Here is a 17,541-nt window from a genome sequence, read left to right on the forward strand (position 1 = left end):
GGCGATGCGCCAATTTTTTGCCGCCCTGGCGAGCGGCGAAGCCCTCACTGGGCGTCGAAGGCCTGACCGTTGACACCGTTGCTGTCGGGCCCCATCAGGTACAGGTAGACCGGCATGATCGCCTCGGGCGCCGGGTTGCTCGCCGGGTTCTCGCCCGGGTAGGCCTGGGCCCGCATGTCGGTGCGGGTGGCGCCCGGGTTGACGCTGTTGGCGCGCACGCTGGCGATGCCGTCGAGTTCGTCGGCCAGCACCTGCATCAGGCCCTCGGTGGCGAACTTGGACACCGCGTAGGCGCCCCAGTAGGCGCGGCCCTTGCGCCCGACGCTGCTGGAGGTGAAGACCACCGAGGCGTCCGGGGCGAGCTTGAGCAGCGGCAGCAAGGTGCTGGTGAGCATGAAGGTGGCGTTGACGTTGACTTGCATCACGCGCATGAAGTTGTCGCCGGAGAGCTGCTCCAGCGGCGTGCGCGGGCCGATGATCGAGGCGTTGTGCAGCAGGCCGTCGAGCTTGCCGAACTCACGCTCGATCATCGCCGCCAGCTCGTCGTACTGGTGCGGCAAGGCGGTTTCCAGGTTGAAGGGGATCACCGCGGGTTGCGGGTGGCCGGCCGCTTCTATGGCGTCGTAGACCTTGCTCAGGTGTTCTTCGGTCTTGCCCAGCAGCAGCACGGTGGCGCCATGGGCGGCGAAGGTCTGGGCGGCGGCGGCGCCGATCCCGCGGCCGGCGCCAGTGACCAGAATCACGCGATCCTTGAGTAGGTCGGGACGGGCGGAATAGTCGAACATGGGGAAGCGCCTCGTTTATGCGTGGTAGTGGCTGAGTTTAGTGGTTGGCCCGGGGCGGCCGAGCGCACCGAAGAATCTGTGGCGCGGCCCCTCAGCAGGAACACAGCGCGCGATCGAGCACGGCGCGCAACTCCTGCGGGTGGTCGACCACCACGTCGGCGCCCCAGTTCCTCGGGTTGTCTTCGGGGTGGATGTAGCCATAGGTCACCGCCGCGGTGCGAGTGCCGGCGGCGCGGCCCGACTCGATGTCGCGCAGGTCGTCGCCGACGAACAGCACGCTGGCCGGCTCCAGGTCCAGGCGGCTGCAGGCCAGGGTCATGGGTTCCGGGTCGGGTTTGCTGCGGGTCACGTGATCCGGGCAGATTAGAATGGCCGAGCGTTTGGCCAGGCCCAGTTGCTGCATGATCGGTTCGGCGAAGCGCAGCGGCTTGTTGGTGACCACCCCCCAGATCAGTCTGGCCCGCTCGATGTCGGCGAGCAGCTGTTCGATGCCGTCGAACGGGCGGGTGAGTACGGCGCAATGCTGCTGATAGCGCTCGAGGAATTCCAGGCGCAGGGGTTCGAACAGCGCGTCCTGCGGGTCCAGGGCGAAGCTGGCGGCAACCATGGCACGGGCGCCGCCGGAGATCTGGTCGCGAATCAGCTTGTCGGCGATGGGGGGCAGGCCGCGTTCGGCGCGCATCGCCTGGCAGATGGCGATAAAGTCCGGCGCGCTGTCGAGCAGGGTGCCGTCCATGTCGAAAAGAACCGCGCGCAGACGCATTGGGCGTGTCATTGGCTATTTCCCTCGCTGCGCCGGAGTCTGTTTTGGCGCGAGGCAAGGCACGAGCCGTGAAGTTTGGTTGTTCCAAATGAGCGGCGAGAAACGCCGCATCGTGCCCAAACAGACCCGGCCCTATGGGTTGCGTCAGAAAATCGGCCATGCGTTGTTGCTGTCCTTGGCAATGGAACAACCATTGCCTGCGGCCAGCGCCTAGCCTGGCCGGTTTTCTGACGGCAACGCAGCAGGGAAATAACCAATGGCACGCCCTAGGCCTCCCTCAGGGTCTGGATCATGTAGTTGACGTCGACGTCGGCTTCCAGCTTGTAGTGCTTGGTCAGCGGGTTGTAGGTCAGGCCGATGATGTCCTTGACCTCCAGGCCGGCGGCGCGGCTCCAGGCGCCCAGCTCGGAGGGGCGGATGAACTTCTTGAAGTCGTGGGTGCCGCGCGGCAGCAGGCGCAGCAGGTATTCGGCGCCGATCACCGCGAACAGGTAGGCCTTGGGGTTGCGGTTGATGGTGGAGAAGAACACCTGGCCGCCGGGCTTGACCAGGGTGTGGCAGGCGCGGATCACCGAGGCCGGGTCCGGCACGTGCTCGAGCATCTCCAGGCAGGTGACCACGTCGAACTGCCCGGGCAGTTCCGCGGCGATCACCTCGGCGGTGATCTGCCGGTACTCCACCGACACCCCGGACTCCAGCTGGTGCAGTTGGGCCACCGCCAGCGGCGCCTCGCCCATGTCGATGCCGGTGACGCTTGCACCGCGCTGGGCCATGGCCTCGCTGAGGATGCCGCCGCCGCAGCCGACGTCGAGTACGCGCTTGCCGGCCAGGCCGACGCGCTCGTCGATCCAGTTGACCCGCAGCGGATTGATGTCGTGCAGCGGCTTGAACTCGCTCTCGCGATCCCACCAGCGGTGGGCGAGGGCTTCGAATTTGGCGATTTCGGCGTGATCGACGTTGCTCATGGGGTTTCCTGGGTAGAGCGGCAGGCCGGAGGTTCGGGACTCGGGCGCCTATGGTGCCAGTTTCCTCGCGTGCGGTGCGCGCTCGCGGGTGGCTCAATGTATGTCAGTTTGTCGCAGCGCCTATGCCCGGCCGGCGATTTTCGCGCCCCAGGCGCAGGCATTGGCGACGATGCGCTGTTCGTCCAGACGGGTCAGGCGGCCGCCGTCGAGCAGCGACTTGCCGGCCACCCAGACATGTTCGACGCAGTTGCGCCCGCTGGCATAGATCAGTTGCGAGACCGGGTCGTAGACCGGTTGCTGGGCCAGGCCGGAGAGGTCGAAGGCCGTCAGGTCGGCGAGTTTGCCCGGTTCCAGCGAGCCGATCTGCGTGTCCAGGCCGAGGGCGCGGGCACCGTTCAGGGTGGCCATGCGCAGCGCGCGGTGGGCGTCCAGGGCGGTGGCCGAGCCGGCTACGGCCTTGGCCAGCAGGGCGGCGGTGCGGGTCTCGCCGAGCAGGTCCAGGTCGTTGTTGCTGGCCGCGCCGTCGGTGCCGATGGCGACGTTGACGCCGGCCTGCCAGAGCCGCTCTACCGGGCAGAAGCCGCTGGCCAGCTTGAGGTTGGACTCGGGGCAGTGGATCACGCTGCTGTTGCTGTCCACCAGCAGCGCCAAGTCAGCATCGTCGACCTGGGTCATGTGCACGGCCTGGAAGCGCGGGCCGAGCAGGCCGAGGCGTGCCAGGCGTGCCAGGGGGCGCGCGCCGTGCAGTTCGAGGCTCTGTTGCACCTCGAAGGCGGTCTCCTGCACGTGCATGTGAATGCCGGCATCCAGCTCCTCGGCGAGCATGCGGATGTTCTCCAGCTTGTCGTCGCTCACGGTGTAGGGGGCGTGGGGGCCGAACGCCACCTTCAGGCGCGGGTGCTGCTTGAGGTCGTCGAACAGCTCCAGGCCTTTGCGCAGCGCTTCATCGGCATCGCGGGCGCCGGGGATGGGGAAGTCCAGCACCGGAATGGTGATCTGGGCGCGAATGCCGCTCTTGTGCACCAGTTCGCTGGTGGCCGCGGGAAAGAAGTACATGTCCGAGAAGCAGGTGATGCCGCCCTTGAGCTGCTCGGCGATGGCCAGTTCGGTGCCGTCGCGGATGAAGTCCTCATCCACCCATTTGGCCTCGGCGGGCCAGATGTGCTCCTGCAGCCAGGTCATCAGCGGCAGGTCGTCGGCCAGGCCGCGGAACAGGGTCATGGCGGCATGGCCGTGGGCGTTGACCAGGCCCGGCGTCAGCAGGCGGCCCGGCAGTTCGCGCACTTCCAGGGCTGGCTGCTTGAGGGCTTCGGCGCGGGGGGCGAGCAGGGCGATGCGCCCGTCGCGGATGCCCAGGCCGTACTCGTGCAGCACCACGCCGGCCGGTTCCACCGGCACCAGCCAGGTGGGGAGCAGGAGGAGGTCGAGTGGGGCTGCGGACATGGGGTGGGCTTCCGGCGGGCTGAAAAGGGCGAGTTTATAGGGGAATGTCGCGGGCTTGAAGCCGAAACCCCGACGCTGGCCGTCTGGCTGCGTGGCGAACTAGGCTTGGAGTGCTGTGGTTGCCTGCGCCTGGTGAAGGGTGCAGCCCTTTCCTGTGGTGTCGACATGGGCTTGGGCGTGCCGTGCATCTGCGTATAATGGTCGGCTTTTTCTTTGGGACTGCGAGGTGGGTCATGCGCGAGCAATTGCTGGCGGCCGAGAAGGTCAAGGCTATCGAGTGGCGCGAGGGTGCGCTGCATCTGCTCGATCAGCGCGTGTTGCCGCTCGAGGAAGTCTGGCACACCTATCGCTCGGCTGCCGAGGTGGCCGAGGCGATTCGGGCGATGGTGGTGCGCGGTGCACCGGCCATCGGCATCAGCGCCGCCTACGGCCTGGTGCTGGGCGCTCGGGCGCGGCTGGCGGCGGGCGGCGACTGGCGTGCGGCGCTGGAGGAGGACTTCCAGGTGTTGGCCGATTCGCGGCCGACCGCGGTCAATCTGTTCTGGGCGCTCAATCGCATGCGCGAGCGCCTGGAGCGTTTGAAGGAGGGCGAGGACCCGCTGCTGGCGCTGGAGGCCGAGGCGCACGGCATCCATCAGAGCGACCGCGAGGCCAACCTGACCATGGCGCAGCTCGGCGTCGAGCTGATCCGCAAGCACCAGGGTAACCAGCAGAACCTGCTGACTCACTGCAATACCGGGGCGCTGGCCACTGGCGGCTTCGGGACCGCGCTGGGGGTGATTCGCGCCGCCTACCTCGATGGCCTGGTCGAACGCGTCTATGCCGACGAGACCCGGCCCTGGCTGCAGGGCTCGCGCCTGACCGCCTGGGAGCTGGCCAACGAGGGGGTGCCGGTGAGCCTGAACGCCGATTCGGCGGCGGCCCATCTGATGAAGACCAAGGGCATCACCTGGGTCATAGTCGGCGCCGACCGCATCACCGCCAACGGCGACGTGGCCAACAAGATCGGCACCTACCAGCTGGCGGTCAACGCCATGCACCACGGCGTGCGTTTCATGGTGGTGGCGCCCAGCTCGACCATCGACATGGCCCTGGAGAGTGGCGAGGACATCCCCATCGAGGAGCGCGACGGTCGCGAGCTGCTGGAGGTGGGCGGCAGGCACGTGGCGGCGGGCGTCGACGCGGTCAATCCGGTGTTCGACGTGACCCCTGCCGACCTGATCGACTTCATCGTCACCGAGAAGGGCGTGGTGGAGCGTCCCGACGCGGCGAAGATGGCCCAGCTGATGTGTCGCAAGCGCCTGCACTGAGTGGTTGCCCGGGCCGGGCCTGGGGATAGGTGCGGGGCGGTGATTGTGGTACACTCCGGCGGTTTTCAGGGGTGCCCTTCGCGGGCGCCTCGACTGCGCAGATACATGGCATAACTCATTGATTTGTCGTGAGTCGTTGCTGGCCTAGGGCCACGGCGGCAAGCTTCGCGTCGTTCAGGATGAATGGGGCGGAGTTTCACCAGAAAAAGGAACCAGGCTACTCATGGGCGAACTGGCCAAAGAAATCCTCCCGGTCAATATCGAAGACGAACTGCAGCAGTCCTACCTCGACTACGCGATGAGCGTGATCGTCGGGCGGGCCCTGCCGGATGCGCGCGATGGCTTGAAGCCCGTGCACCGTCGCGTGCTCTTCGCAATGAGTGAGCTGGGCAACGACTGGAACAAGCCGTACAAGAAGTCCGCCCGTGTGGTCGGTGACGTGATCGGTAAGTACCACCCCCACGGCGACACGGCGGTGTACGACACCATCGTGCGCATGGCCCAGCCGTTCTCCCTGCGTTACCTGCTGGTCGACGGCCAGGGCAACTTCGGTTCGGTGGACGGCGACAACGCCGCGGCCATGCGTTACACCGAAGTGCGCATGACCAAGCTGGCCCACGAGCTGCTGGCCGACTTGCACAAGGAAACCGTGGACTGGGTGCCGAACTACGACGGCACCGAGCAGATCCCCGCGGTCATGCCGACCAAGATCCCCAACCTGCTGGTCAACGGCTCCAGCGGTATCGCCGTGGGCATGGCCACCAACATCCCGCCGCATAACCTCTCGGAGGTCATCGACGGCTGCCTGGCGCTGATCGACAACAGCGAGCTGAGCGTCGACGAGCTGATGCAGTACATCCCCGGCCCGGACTTCCCGACCGCGGCGATCATCAACGGCCGCGCCGGCATCATCGAGGCGTATCGCACGGGTAGGGGACGTATCTATATCCGTGCCCGCGCCGAGGTCGAGGACATCGACAAGGTCGGCGGCCGCCAGCAGATCGTGGTCACCGAGCTGCCCTACCAGCTGAACAAGGCGCGGCTGATCGAGAAGATCGCCGAGCTGGTCAAGGAGAAGAAGCTCGAGGGCATCACCGAGCTGCGCGACGAGTCGGACAAGGACGGCATGCGCATCGTCATCGAGCTGCGCCGCGGCGAGGTGCCGGAGGTGATCCTCAACAACCTCTATGCCCAGACCCAGATGCAGAGCGTGTTCGGCATCAACGTGGTGGCCTTGATCGACGGCCAGCCGAAGGTGCTCAATCTCAAGGACATGCTCGAGGCCTTCATCCTGCACCGCCGCGAGGTGGTGACCCGGCGTACCGTGTTCGAGCTGCGCAAGGCGCGCGAGCGCGGGCACATCCTCGAAGGCCAGGCGGTGGCGCTGTCCAACATCGACCCGGTGATCGCCCTGATCAAGGCCTCGCCGACCCCGGCCGAAGCCAAGGAGGCGCTGATCTCCACTGCTTGGGAGTCCAGCGCGGTGGAGGCCATGGTCGAGCGCGCCGGCGCCGAAGCCTGCCGTCCCGAGGACCTGCCCCCCCAGTACGGCCTGCGCGACGGCAAGTACTACCTGTCGCCGGAGCAGGCCCAGGCCATTCTCGACCTGCGCCTGCACCGCCTGACCGGCCTGGAGCACGAGAAGCTGCTGGCCGAGTACCAGGAAATCCTCACCCAGATCGGCGAGCTGATCCGCATCCTCACCGACGCGGTGCGTCTGATGGAGGTCATCCGCGAGGAGCTGGAAGCGGTCAAGGCCGAGTTCGGCGATGCCCGTCGCACCGAGATCCTCGACACCCGCCTGGACCTGACCCTGGCCGACCTGATCACCGAAGAAGAGCGGGTCGTGACCATTTCCCACGGCGGCTATGCCAAGAGCCAGCCGCTGGCCGCCTACCAGGCCCAGCGCCGCGGCGGCAAGGGCAAGTCGGCGACCGGGATCAAGGACGAGGACTACATCGAGCACCTGTTGGTCGCCAACAGCCATGCCACCCTGCTGCTGTTCTCCAGCAAGGGCAAGGTGTACTGGCTGAAGACCTACGAGATTCCCGAGGCCTCCCGCGCCGCCCGCGGCCGTCCGCTGGTCAACCTGCTGCCGCTGGACGAGGGCGAGCGCATCACCGCGATGCTGCAGATCGACCTGGAGGCCCTGCAGCAGAGCGCCGAGTCCGAGGAGGAACTGGACGAGGCGCTGGAAGGCGAGGTGATCGAAGGCGAAGTGGTCGAGGACGGCGATGGCGAAACAGCCGACGATGAGCAGGACGAGCCGACCGGCGCCTACATCTTCATGGCCACCGCCAAGGGCACGGTGAAGAAGACTCCGCTGGTGCAGTTCAGCCGACCGCGCAGCACCGGCCTGATCGCCCTGAAGCTGGACGAAGACGACACCCTGATCGCCGCCGCCGTCACCGACGGTGCCCGTGAGGTGATGCTGTTCTCCGACGGCGGTAAGGTCATCCGCTTCAAGGAGAAGCACGTGCGCACCATGGGCCGTACCGCCCGCGGCGTACGCGGCATGCGCCTGGCCGAAGGCCAGCAGATCATCTCCATGCTGATTCCCGAGCCCGGCGCGCAGATCCTCACCGCCTCCGAGCGCGGCTACGGCAAGCGCACCGAGATGGCCGAGTTCCCGCGCCGCGGGCGCGGCGGCCAGGGCGTCATCGCCATGGTCAGCAACGAGCGCAACGGCCCGCTGGTCGGTGCGGTGCAGGTGCTCGACGGCGAGGAGATCATGCTGATTTCCGACCAGGGCACCCTGGTGCGTACCCGCGCCGGCGAGGTCTCCAGCCTGGGGCGCAATACCCAGGGCGTGACCCTGATCAAGCTGGCCAAGGACGAGAAGCTGGTGGGCCTGGAGCGCGTGCAGGAGCCGTCCGCAGAAGAGGACGAGGAGCTGGACGAGGACGAGACCATGGCTGCGATGGCGGCCGAGGCGGAAGGTGGAGCGGCCGACGAGAGCCCGCTCGGCGAGGAATGATGCGCCTGGGCGGGATGCTCCCGCCCGTCGCGGCGTAGGAATCGGCGGATGTCCATGACGGGCCTGTCCGCGCAACATTTGAGCGAGAGTGGATGTGAGCAAGCGAGCCTTTAACTTTTGCGCCGGCCCGGCCGCGCTTCCGGAAGCTGTTCTGCAGCGCGCCCAGGCGGAGCTCCTCGACTGGCAGGGCAGGGGCCTGTCGGTGATGGAGATGAGCCATCGTAGCGACGAGTACATGGCCATCGCCGCCAAGGCCGAGCAGGACCTGCGCGAGCTGCTCGCCATCCCCTCGAACTACAAGGTGCTGTTCCTCCAGGGCGGCGCCAGCCAGCAGTTCGCCGAGATCCCGCTGAACCTGCTGCCGGAAGACGGCGTGGCCGACTACATCGACACCGGTATCTGGTCGAAGAAGGCCATCGAAGAGGCGCGCCGCTTCGGCAACATCAATGTCGCCGCCAGCGCCAAGGGCTACGACTACTTCGCCATCCCCGGGCAGAACGAGTGGCAGCTGTCCAAGGGTGCCGCCTACCTGCACTACACGCCGAACGAGACCATCGGCGGACTGGAGTTCGACTGGATTCCCGAGGCCGGCGAGGCGCCCCTGGTGGCGGACATGTCCTCGGACATCCTCTCGCGTGAGATCGATGTGTCGAAGTTCGGCCTGATCTATGCCGGTGCGCAGAAGAACATCGGTCCTTCCGGCCTGGTGGTGGTGATAGTGCGTGAGGACCTGCTCGGCCGCGCCCGCAGTGCCTGCCCGACCATGCTCAACTATAAGGTCGCCGCCGACAACGGCTCGATGTACAACACCCCGGCGACCTTCTCCTGGTACCTGTCGGGCCTGGTGTTCGAGTGGCTCAAGGAGCAGGGTGGCGTCGAGGCCATGGAGCAGCGCAACCGCGCCAAGAAGGACCTGCTGTACGGGGCCATCGACAGCAGCGAGCTGTACAGCAACCCGATCGCCACGAATGCCCGCTCCTGGATGAACGTGCCGTTCCGCCTGGCCGACGAGCGCCTGGATCAGCCGTTCCTCGCCGGCGCCGAGGCCCGCGGCCTGCTCAATCTCAAGGGCCACCGCTCGGTCGGCGGCATGCGCGCCTCCATCTATAACGCCGTGGGCCTCGACGCTGTGCAGGCGCTGGTGGCCTACATGGCCGAGTTCGAGAAGGAGCACGGCTGATGACGGAAGTAATCTCCGAGCAGGAACTGCAGGCCCTGCGCCTGCGCATCGACAGTCTCGACGAGAAGATTCTCGAGCTGATCAGCGACCGCGCGCGCTGCGCCGAGGAAGTCGCACGGGTCAAGATGAAGGCCCTGCCGGAAGGCGAGAAGCCGGTGTTCTACCGCCCCGAGCGCGAGGCCCAGGTGCTCAAGCGCATCATGGAGCGTAACAAGGGGCCGCTGGACAACGAGGAGATGGCGCGTCTGTTCCGCGAGATCATGTCCTCCTGCCTGGCCCTGGAGAACCCGCTCAAGGTCGCCTACCTCGGCCCCGAGGGGACCTTCTCCCAGGCCGCGGCGATGAAGCACTTCGGTCACGCGGTGATCAGCGTGCCGATGGCGGCCATCGACGAGGTGTTCCGCGAGGTGGCCGCCGGCGCGGTCAACTTCGGCGTGGTGCCGGTGGAGAACTCCACCGAGGGGGCGATCAACCACACCCTGGACAGCTTCCTCGAGCACGACATGGTCATCTGCGGCGAGGTCGAGCTGCGCATCCACCACCACCTGCTGGTGGGCGAAACCACCAAGACCGACAAGATCACCCGCATCTACTCCCACGCCCAGTCCCTGGCCCAGTGCCGCAAATGGCTGGATGCGCACTACCCGAACGTCGAGCGCGTCGCCGTGTCGAGCAATGCCGATGCGGCCAAACGGGTGAAGAGCGAGTGGAATTCGGCGGCGATCGCCGGCGACATGGCGGCCAACCTCTACGGCCTGACCAAGCTGGCGGAGAAGATCGAGGACCGCCCGGACAACTCCACGCGCTTTTTGATCATCGGCAGCCAGGAAGTGCCGCCGACCGGCGACGACAAGACCTCGGTCATCGTGTCCATGCGCAACAAGCCGGGCGCGCTGCACGAACTGCTGGTGCCCTTCCACAACAACGGCATCGACCTGACCCGTATCGAGACCCGGCCGTCGCGCAGCGGCAAGTGGACCTACGTGTTCTTCATCGACTTCGTCGGCCATCACCGCGATCCGCTGATCAAGGACGTGCTGGAGAAGATCAATCAGGAAGCCGTGGCCCTCAAGGTGCTGGGCTCCTACCCCAAGGCGGTGCTCTAGGTCGCCGGCGCCAGTCCCGGGCGCGGGCCCGGGGCAGCGGCGGCTCCATCGCGACGCACGGCCTGTGCGGGCGGATCGACAAGAGGCAAGCAATGAGCTGTGATTTCCTCGCCCTGGCCCAGCCAGGCGTACAGAAGCTGTCGCCCTACGTGCCGGGCAAGCCGGTCGACGAGTTGGCGCGCGAGCTGAATATCGACCCGGCCGGCATCGTCAAGCTGGCCAGTAACGAAAACCCCCTGGGCCCCAGCCCCAAGGCGCTGGAGGCCATCCGTGGCGAGCTGGCCGAGCTGACCCGCTATCCCGACGGCAACGGCTTCGAGCTCAAGCGCCGCCTGGCCGAGCGCTGCGGCGTGCAGGCCGCTCAGGTGACCCTCGGCAACGGTTCCAACGATGTGCTCGACCTGGTCGCCCGCGCCTACCTGGCGCCGGGGCTGAATGCGGTGTTCAGCCAGTTCGCCTTCGCCGTCTACCCCATCGCCACCCAGGCGGTCGGCGCCGAGGGCAGGGCGGTGCCGGCCAGGGACTTCGGTCACGATCTGGAGGCCATGCTGGCGGCTATCGACGCCCAGACCCGCGTGGTGTTCGTCGCCAACCCCAACAACCCCACGGGCACCTGGTTCGGCCCGCAGGCGTTGAGCGACTTCCTCGCCCAGGTGCCGGAGAGCGTGCTGGTGGTGCTGGACGAGGCCTATATCGAGTATGCCCGGGGCGACGAGTTGCCCAATGGCCTCGACTACCTGGCCCAATACCCGAACTTGCTGGTATCGCGCACCTTCTCCAAGGCCTACGGCCTGGCGGCGTTGCGGGTCGGTTACGCCGTCAGTTCCGTGCAGGTCGCCGAGGTGCTCAATCGCGTGCGCCAGCCCTTCAACGTCAACAGCCTGGCCCTGGCCGCGGCCTGCGCCGCGCTGGATGACGACGACTACCTGCAGCGTAGTCGCCAGGCCAACGACGCCGGCATGGTGCAGCTGGAGGAGGGCTTGCGCGCCCTGGGGCTGAGTTGGATTCCGTCGCGGGGCAACTTCATCGCGGTGGATTTTGGCCGCGATACCGCCGCGCTCAACCAGGCGTTGCTGCGCGAAGGGGTGATCGTTCGCCCGGTGGCCGGTTACGGCATGCCCCATCATCTGCGGGTGTCGATCGGCACGGAGCAGGAGAACAGCCGCTTCCTCGCGGCCCTGACCAAGGTGCTGGACGCGTGAGCGAGGTCAAGGCCGGAGCCGTTACCCAGTCCGCAGCCCCGATGATCGGTCGCTTGGTGGTGATCGGCCTCGGCCTGATCGGCGGCTCCTTCGCCAAGGGGCTGCGCGAGCGCGGCCTGTGTCGCGAGGTGGTGGGCGTCGATCTGGATCCCGAGTCGCGCCGCATGGCCGTCGAACTGGGGGTGGTCGATCGTTGTGAAGAGCGGCTGGCCGTCGCCTGCGAGGGGGCCGAGGTGATTCAGCTGGCGGTGCCCATCCTGGCCATGGAGAAGCTGCTGGGCCAGCTGGCCGGGCTCGAGCTCGGCGATGCGGTACTCACCGATGTGGGCAGTGCCAAGGGCAATGTGGTGCGCGCCGCGCGCCTGGCCTTCGTCGACAAGCCAGTGCGTTTCGTGCCGGGCCATCCGATCGCCGGTTCCGAGCAGAGCGGCGTCGAGGCGTCCAACGGCGAACTGTTCCGCCGGCACAAGGTGATCCTGACTCCCTGCGAGCGCAGCGACGAGCGGGCCCTGGCACTGGTCGATGCCTTGTGGCGCGAGTTGGGCGCCGATGTCGAGCAGATGCAGGTCGAGCACCATGATCAGGTGCTCGCCGCCACCAGCCATCTGCCGCACCTGCTGGCATTCGGTCTGGTCGACTCGCTGGCCAAACGCAGCGAGAATCTGGAGATATTCCGCTACGCCGCCGGCGGCTTTCGCGATTTCACGCGAATTGCCGGCAGCGACCCGGTGATGTGGCACGACATCTTCCTCGCCAACCGCGAGGCCGTGCTGCACACCCTGGACGTATTTCGCGACGACCTCGACGCCCTGCGCGATGCGGTCGACGCTGGGGACGGGCATCAACTGCTGGGCGTGTTCACCCGCGCCCGGGTGGCCCGCGAGCATTTCGGCAAAATTCTGGCCCGCAGGGCCTATGTGGACGCTATGCACTCGAACGATCTGATTTTCCTGGCTAACCCTGGTGGCAAACTGACCGGACGGATTCGCGTTCCCGGCGACAAATCCATCTCGCACCGCTCGATCATGCTCGGCTCCCTGGCCGAAGGCACCACCGAGGTGGAAGGCTTCCTCGAGGGCGAGGATGCCCTGGCGACCCTGCAGGCCTTCCGCGACATGGGTGTGGTGATCGAGGGCCCGCACCACGGCCGGGTGACCATCCACGGCGTCGGCCTGCACGGCCTGCAGGCGCCGCCAGGGCCCATCTACTTGGGCAACTCCGGCACCTCCATGCGTCTGCTTGCCGGCCTGCTCGCCGCGCAGCCCTTCGACACCACCCTGACCGGCGACGCCTCGCTGTCCAAGCGGCCGATGAACCGCGTGGCCAAGCCGCTGCGGGAGATGGGCGCGGAGATCGAGACCGCCGCCGAGGGGCGTCCGCCCATGACCATCCGCGGCGGCCGCCGCCTGGGCGGCATGACCTACCAGATGCCCATGGCCAGCGCCCAGGTCAAGTCCTGCCTGCTGCTCGCCGGGCTCTACGCGGCGAACTCGACCACGGTGATCGAGCCGGCGCCGACCCGCGACCATACCGAGCGCATGCTGCAGGGGTTCGGCTACCCGGTGACGGTCGAGGGCAGCAGTGCGACAGTCGAGTCCGGGCATAAGCTGGTGGCCACTCGCATCGAGGTGCCGGCGGATATCTCCTCGGCGGCCTTCTTCCTGGTCGCCGGTAGCATCGCCGAGGATTCCGAGCTGGTGCTGGAGCACGTCGGCATCAATCCGACCCGCACCGGGGTGATCGACATCCTCAAGCTGATGGGCGGCGATATCAGCCTGGAAAACCAGCGCGAGGTGGGCGGCGAGCCGGTGGCCGACATCCGCGTGCGTTCGGCCAAACTCAAGGGTATCGACATCCCGGAAGACCTGGTGCCGCTGGCTATCGACGAGTTCCCGGTGCTGTTCGTCGCCGCGTCCTGCGCCGAGGGCCGCACCGTGCTGCGTGGTGCCGAGGAGCTTCGGGTCAAGGAGTCCGACCGCATCCAGGTCATGGCCGACGGCCTGCAGACGCTGGGCGTCAAGGCCGAGCCGACCCCGGACGGCATCGTCATCGAGGGCGGCAGCATCGGCGGTGGCGAGGTCTACAGCCACGGCGACCACCGCATCGCCATGTCCTTCAGCGTGGCCTCGCTGCGCGCCAGTGCGCCGATCCGCATCCATGACTGCGCCAACGTCGCTACCTCCTTCCCGAACTTCCTCGCCCTGGCCGCACAGGTCGGCATCCGCGTCGCCGAGGAGGGCAAGTCATGACTGCCGTGGCGCCGGTGATCGCGATCGACGGACCGAGCGGTTCGGGCAAGGGCACCATCGCCGGCCTGCTGGCCCGGCAGCTGGGCTGGAGTCTGCTGGACTCCGGCGCCCTGTATCGTTTGCTGGCCTTCGCGGCGGGCAACCACGGGGTGGACCTGACCAACGAGGAGGCGATGAAGGTGCTCGCCGCCCATCTGGACGTGCAGTTCAATGCGGCCACCGATGACCAGGGTCAGCGCATCATCCTCGAGGGCGAGGACGTTACCGACCTGATCCGCAACGAACAGATCGGCGCCGGTGCCTCGCAGGTGGCCTCGCTGCCGGCCGTGCGCGAGGCGCTGCTGCAGCGCCAGCGGGCGTTCCAGGAGCTGCCTGGGCTGGTGGCCGATGGCCGCGACATGGGCACCGTGGTGTTCCCCGACGCGCCGCTGAAGATCTTCCTCACCGCCAGTGCCGAGGAACGTGCCAGGCGCCGTTACTTGCAGTTGAAGGCCAAGGGCGATGATGTTAATCTCGCGAGTCTTCTCGACGAGATTCGTGCGCGCGACGAGCGCGACACCCAACGCGCCGTGGCGCCGCTCAAGCCGGCCGCCGATGCGATCCAGTTGGATTCCACCGAACTCTCGATAGAGCAGGTGCTTGAACGTATTCTGCGCGAAGTCGCCGATCGCGACCTCGCCGGGTGAAAGAGCTGCGGCTTAGGCCGAAGGGCTCGACAAGGAGGCATGCGGGAGACCAGTCCTAGTCCCGCAGGCCTCTTTTTACATGAACGAACCCACATTGTCTGGAGTGTGGATTGGGCAGATTCCCTGCCCTGAATCAACAGGAATCAACATGAGCGAAAGCTTCGCAGAACTATTTGAAGAAAGCCTGAAATCCCTCGACATGCAGCCGGGTGCCATCATCACCGGCATCGTGGTCGACATCGACGGTGACTGGGTCACCGTGCATGCCGGCCTGAAGTCCGAGGGCGTCATCCCGCTCGAGCAGTTCTTCAACGAACAAGGCGAGCTGACCATCAAGGTCGGTGACGAAGTCCATGTCGCGCTGGACGCGGTTGAAGATGGCTTCGGTGAAACCAAGCTGTCCCGCGAAAAAGCCAAGCGCGCCGAGTGCTGGATCGTTCTGGAAGCAGCTTTCGCCGCCGAGGAAGTGGTCAAGGGCGTTATCAACGGTAAGGTTAAGGGCGGCTTCACTGTCGACGTTAACGGCATCCGTGCGTTCCTGCCAGGTTCCTTGGTCGATGTCCGTCCGGTGCGTGATACCACCCACCTGGAAGGCAAAGAGCTCGAGTTCAAGGTCATCAAGCTGGACCAGAAGCGCAACAACGTTGTCGTTTCCCGCCGCAGCGTGCTGGAAGCCGAGAACAGCGCCGAGCGCGAGGCTCTGCTGGAGTCCCTGCAGGAAGGCCAGCAGGTCAAGGGTATCGTCAAGAACCTCACCGACTACGGCGCGTTCGTGGACCTGGGTGGCGTCGACGGCCTGCTGCACATCACCGACATGGCCTGGAAGCGCATCAAGCACCCGTCCGAGATCGTCAACGTTGGCGACGAGATCGACGTCAAGGTTCTGAAGTACGATCGCGAGCGTAACCGCGTATCCCTCGGCCTGAAGCAGCTGGGCGAAGACCCATGGGTTGCCATCAAGGCCCGTTACCCGGAGAGCACCCGCGTCATGGCGCGCGTGACCAACCTGACCGACTACGGCTGCTTCGCTGAGCTGGAAGAGGGCGTTGAAGGCCTGGTACACGTCTCCGAAATGGACTGGACCAACAAGAACATCCACCCGTCGAAAGTCGTTCAGGTTGGCGACGAAGTGGAAGTCATGGTTCTGGACATCGACGAAGAGCGTCGTCGTATCTCCCTGGGTATCAAGCAGTGCAAGACCAACCCGTGGGAAGATTTCTCCAGCCAGTTCAACAAGGGTGACAAGATCTCCGGCACCATCAAGTCGATCACCGATTTCGGTATCTTCATTGGTCTGGATGGCGGCATCGACGGCCTGGTTCACCTGTCCGACATCTCCTGGAACGAAGTGGGCGAAGAAGCCGTACGTCGTTTCAAGAAGGGCGACGAGCTGGAAACCGTCATCCTCTCCGTCGATCCGGAGCGCGAGCGCATCTCCCTGGGCATCAAGCAGCTGGAAGACGATCCGTTCTCCAACTACGTGTCGCTCAACGACAAGGGCACCATCGTTCGCGGTACCGTGAAAGAAGTTGACGCCAAGGGCGCCATCATCGATCTGGGCAACGACATCGAAGCCACGCTGAAGGCCTCCGAAATCAGCCGTGACCGCGTCGAAGACGCGCGCAACGTGCTGAAGGAAGGCGAAGAAGTCGAAGCCAAGATCATCAGCGTTGACCGCAAGAGCCGCGTGATCAGCCTGTCCATCAAGTCCAAGGACGTCGAGGACGAGAAGGAAGCGATCAAGGAAATGCGCAGCAAGCAGGAAGTCGAAACTTCCGGTCCGACCACCATCGGTGATCTGATTCGTGCGCAGATGGAAAACCAGAACTAAGTTCGGGTAATCCAGAAAAAGGGCGACTGCGGTCGCCCTTTTTTGTGCCTGCGATTTAATCCGAGGGGGCGAGGAGAGTGGCGCTCTATCTGCCGGAAACTCGCGAATCGAGTCTGGAAGGCTCGGCCAGCATCGCTAACACCTTGTTTTTTGGGCTGTTCAAATGCTGACCAGCATGCTAAAACCATTCTATAGAGTGGTCTAGCCGCTTGAAAAAGAAGGGAAAACCATGACGAAGTCGGAGTTGATCGAACGAATTGTCACCCATCAGGGGCAGTTGTCCTCCAAGGATGTCGAGCTGGCGATCAAGACCATGCTGGAGCAGATGTCCCAGGCGCTGGCCACGGGTGATCGCATCGAGATTCGCGGCTTCGGCAGTTTCTCCTTGCATTACCGGGCGCCGCGCATCGGCCGCAACCCCAAGACCGGCCAGTCAGTACGCCTCGACGGCAAGTTCGTGCCGCACTTCAAACCGGGCAAAGAACTGCGTGACCGCGTAAACGAAGAGGAATAGTCCCCTAAACCATCGGGCTCGATCCCGCCCTCTTGCCCGGTATCCGAGAGAGGTGGCGCAAGACCTGTCCTGGGGCGTGGCCGATCGCGGCCTCTTCCGATTCTTCCCTTAGGGCCACGAGCTGAAGCCTTCCAGCGGTTAGATGCTCGCCCCGAGTCAGCCCTCTGTTCATTGCTTCGATTTTCCATATCGACGGCAGAGACAATGCCGCTGCCGAGCGGCATTGTCGGCTCTGACCTGGAAGCTGTGCAGGGCCGGCAGGGGCGAGGAGAAGCGTTACAGACGCCCGACGGGAGAGTGAGGCCAGGGGGTGGTCAGTGAGGTGTTTCGCTAGGTTTCCTCCCTGTCTGGAAATAATTTTAAGAATCAACCAGTTAAGATTCATATTTTTTTGGGTGTATTTACTCGACGGTATCTTGACAAAGGCTGTGCTGCCGCCTTTAGTTCAATCGTGAGTGATTGCTGGCGAAGCATGCCGCGCAGGAGAGGGCGCGGTGGCTTGCGTCAGCCACCAATGTTCGAGAAGCATC

Annotated in this window: 14 protein-coding genes; 10 read left to right on the top strand and 4 right to left on the bottom strand. The window is 65.6% G+C overall.

Annotated features, from left to right (window positions below; translation table 11 throughout):
* Nucleotides 1–44: 44 nt before the first annotated feature.
* A complete protein-coding gene (locus tag SBP02_RS08395; protein WP_318645929.1) occupies nt 45–785 on the bottom strand; it encodes a YciK family oxidoreductase in 741 nt (246 codons plus the stop codon).
* Nucleotides 786–876: 91 nt separating this feature from the next.
* Nucleotides 877–1,548: an N-acetylmuramic acid 6-phosphate phosphatase MupP gene (mupP, locus tag SBP02_RS08400; RefSeq protein ID WP_318646321.1), complete on the bottom strand. Its 672-nt coding sequence runs from the start codon at nt 1,546–1,548 to the stop codon at nt 877–879.
* Nucleotides 1,549–1,636: 88 nt separating this feature from the next.
* Here mupP and SBP02_RS08405 point away from each other — a divergent pair, with 88 nt between their 5' ends.
* Entirely contained in the window at nt 1,637–1,762 is a 126-nt protein-coding gene (locus SBP02_RS08405) for a hypothetical protein (RefSeq protein WP_318645930.1), read from the top strand.
* Nucleotides 1,763–1,814: 52 nt separating this feature from the next.
* Here SBP02_RS08405 and ubiG read toward each other — a convergent pair whose 3' ends face one another.
* Nucleotides 1,815–2,513: a bifunctional 2-polyprenyl-6-hydroxyphenol methylase/3-demethylubiquinol 3-O-methyltransferase UbiG gene (ubiG, locus tag SBP02_RS08410; RefSeq protein ID WP_318645931.1), complete on the bottom strand. Its 699-nt coding sequence runs from the start codon at nt 2,511–2,513 to the stop codon at nt 1,815–1,817.
* A gap of 120 nt (nt 2,514–2,633) precedes the next feature.
* Complete coding sequence (locus SBP02_RS08415) at nt 2,634–3,956, bottom strand: TRZ/ATZ family hydrolase (RefSeq protein ID WP_318645932.1); 1,323 nt, start codon at nt 3,954–3,956, stop codon at nt 2,634–2,636.
* Between the two features lie 233 nt (nt 3,957–4,189).
* Between SBP02_RS08415 and mtnA the strand changes: the two genes are divergently transcribed.
* The 9 genes from mtnA to ihfB all read left to right on the top strand — a co-directional run bounded on the left by mtnA (nt 4,190) and on the right by ihfB (nt 17,011).
* Nucleotides 4,190–5,266 carry an S-methyl-5-thioribose-1-phosphate isomerase gene (gene mtnA, locus SBP02_RS08420; protein ID WP_318645933.1) on the top strand — a complete coding sequence of 359 codons (1,077 nt, stop codon included), beginning with the start codon at nt 4,190–4,192 and terminating at the stop codon, nt 5,264–5,266.
* A gap of 223 nt (nt 5,267–5,489) precedes the next feature.
* Nucleotides 5,490–8,243 (top strand): DNA gyrase subunit A, encoded by a 2,754-nt coding sequence (gene gyrA / locus SBP02_RS08425; RefSeq protein WP_318645934.1) that lies wholly within the window; start codon nt 5,490–5,492, stop codon nt 8,241–8,243.
* Nucleotides 8,244–8,337: 94 nt separating this feature from the next.
* Nucleotides 8,338–9,423 (top strand): 3-phosphoserine/phosphohydroxythreonine transaminase, encoded by a 1,086-nt coding sequence (gene serC, locus SBP02_RS08430; protein ID WP_318645935.1) that lies wholly within the window; start codon nt 8,338–8,340, stop codon nt 9,421–9,423.
* On the top strand, nt 9,423–10,529 hold the full coding sequence (gene pheA, locus SBP02_RS08435; protein ID WP_318645936.1) for a prephenate dehydratase: 1,107 nt from the start codon (nt 9,423–9,425) through the stop codon (nt 10,527–10,529). Before serC ends, pheA begins: the two co-directional genes overlap by 1 nt.
* Nucleotides 10,530–10,621: 92 nt before the next feature.
* Complete coding sequence (gene hisC / locus SBP02_RS08440; RefSeq protein WP_318645937.1) at nt 10,622–11,731, top strand: histidinol-phosphate transaminase; 1,110 nt, start codon at nt 10,622–10,624, stop codon at nt 11,729–11,731.
* A 41-nt stretch (nt 11,732–11,772) separates the two neighbouring features.
* Nucleotides 11,773–13,980 (top strand): bifunctional prephenate dehydrogenase/3-phosphoshikimate 1-carboxyvinyltransferase, encoded by a 2,208-nt coding sequence (locus SBP02_RS08445; protein ID WP_318646322.1) that lies wholly within the window; start codon nt 11,773–11,775, stop codon nt 13,978–13,980.
* A complete protein-coding gene (gene cmk, locus SBP02_RS08450) occupies nt 13,977–14,666 on the top strand; it encodes a (d)CMP kinase (RefSeq protein WP_318645938.1) in 690 nt (229 codons plus the stop codon). Before SBP02_RS08445 ends, cmk begins: the two co-directional genes overlap by 4 nt.
* Before the next feature lie 148 nt (nt 14,667–14,814).
* On the top strand, nt 14,815–16,497 hold the full coding sequence (gene rpsA / locus SBP02_RS08455) for a 30S ribosomal protein S1 (protein WP_318645939.1): 1,683 nt from the start codon (nt 14,815–14,817) through the stop codon (nt 16,495–16,497).
* A gap of 229 nt (nt 16,498–16,726) precedes the next feature.
* A complete protein-coding gene (gene ihfB / locus SBP02_RS08460; protein ID WP_318645940.1) occupies nt 16,727–17,011 on the top strand; it encodes an integration host factor subunit beta in 285 nt (94 codons plus the stop codon).
* Nucleotides 17,012–17,541: the final 530 nt, after the last annotated feature.

Origin of the sequence: Pseudomonas benzenivorans (assembly GCF_033547155.1) — a bacterium.
Taxonomy (GTDB): domain Bacteria; phylum Pseudomonadota; class Gammaproteobacteria; order Pseudomonadales; family Pseudomonadaceae; genus Aquipseudomonas; species Aquipseudomonas benzenivorans_B.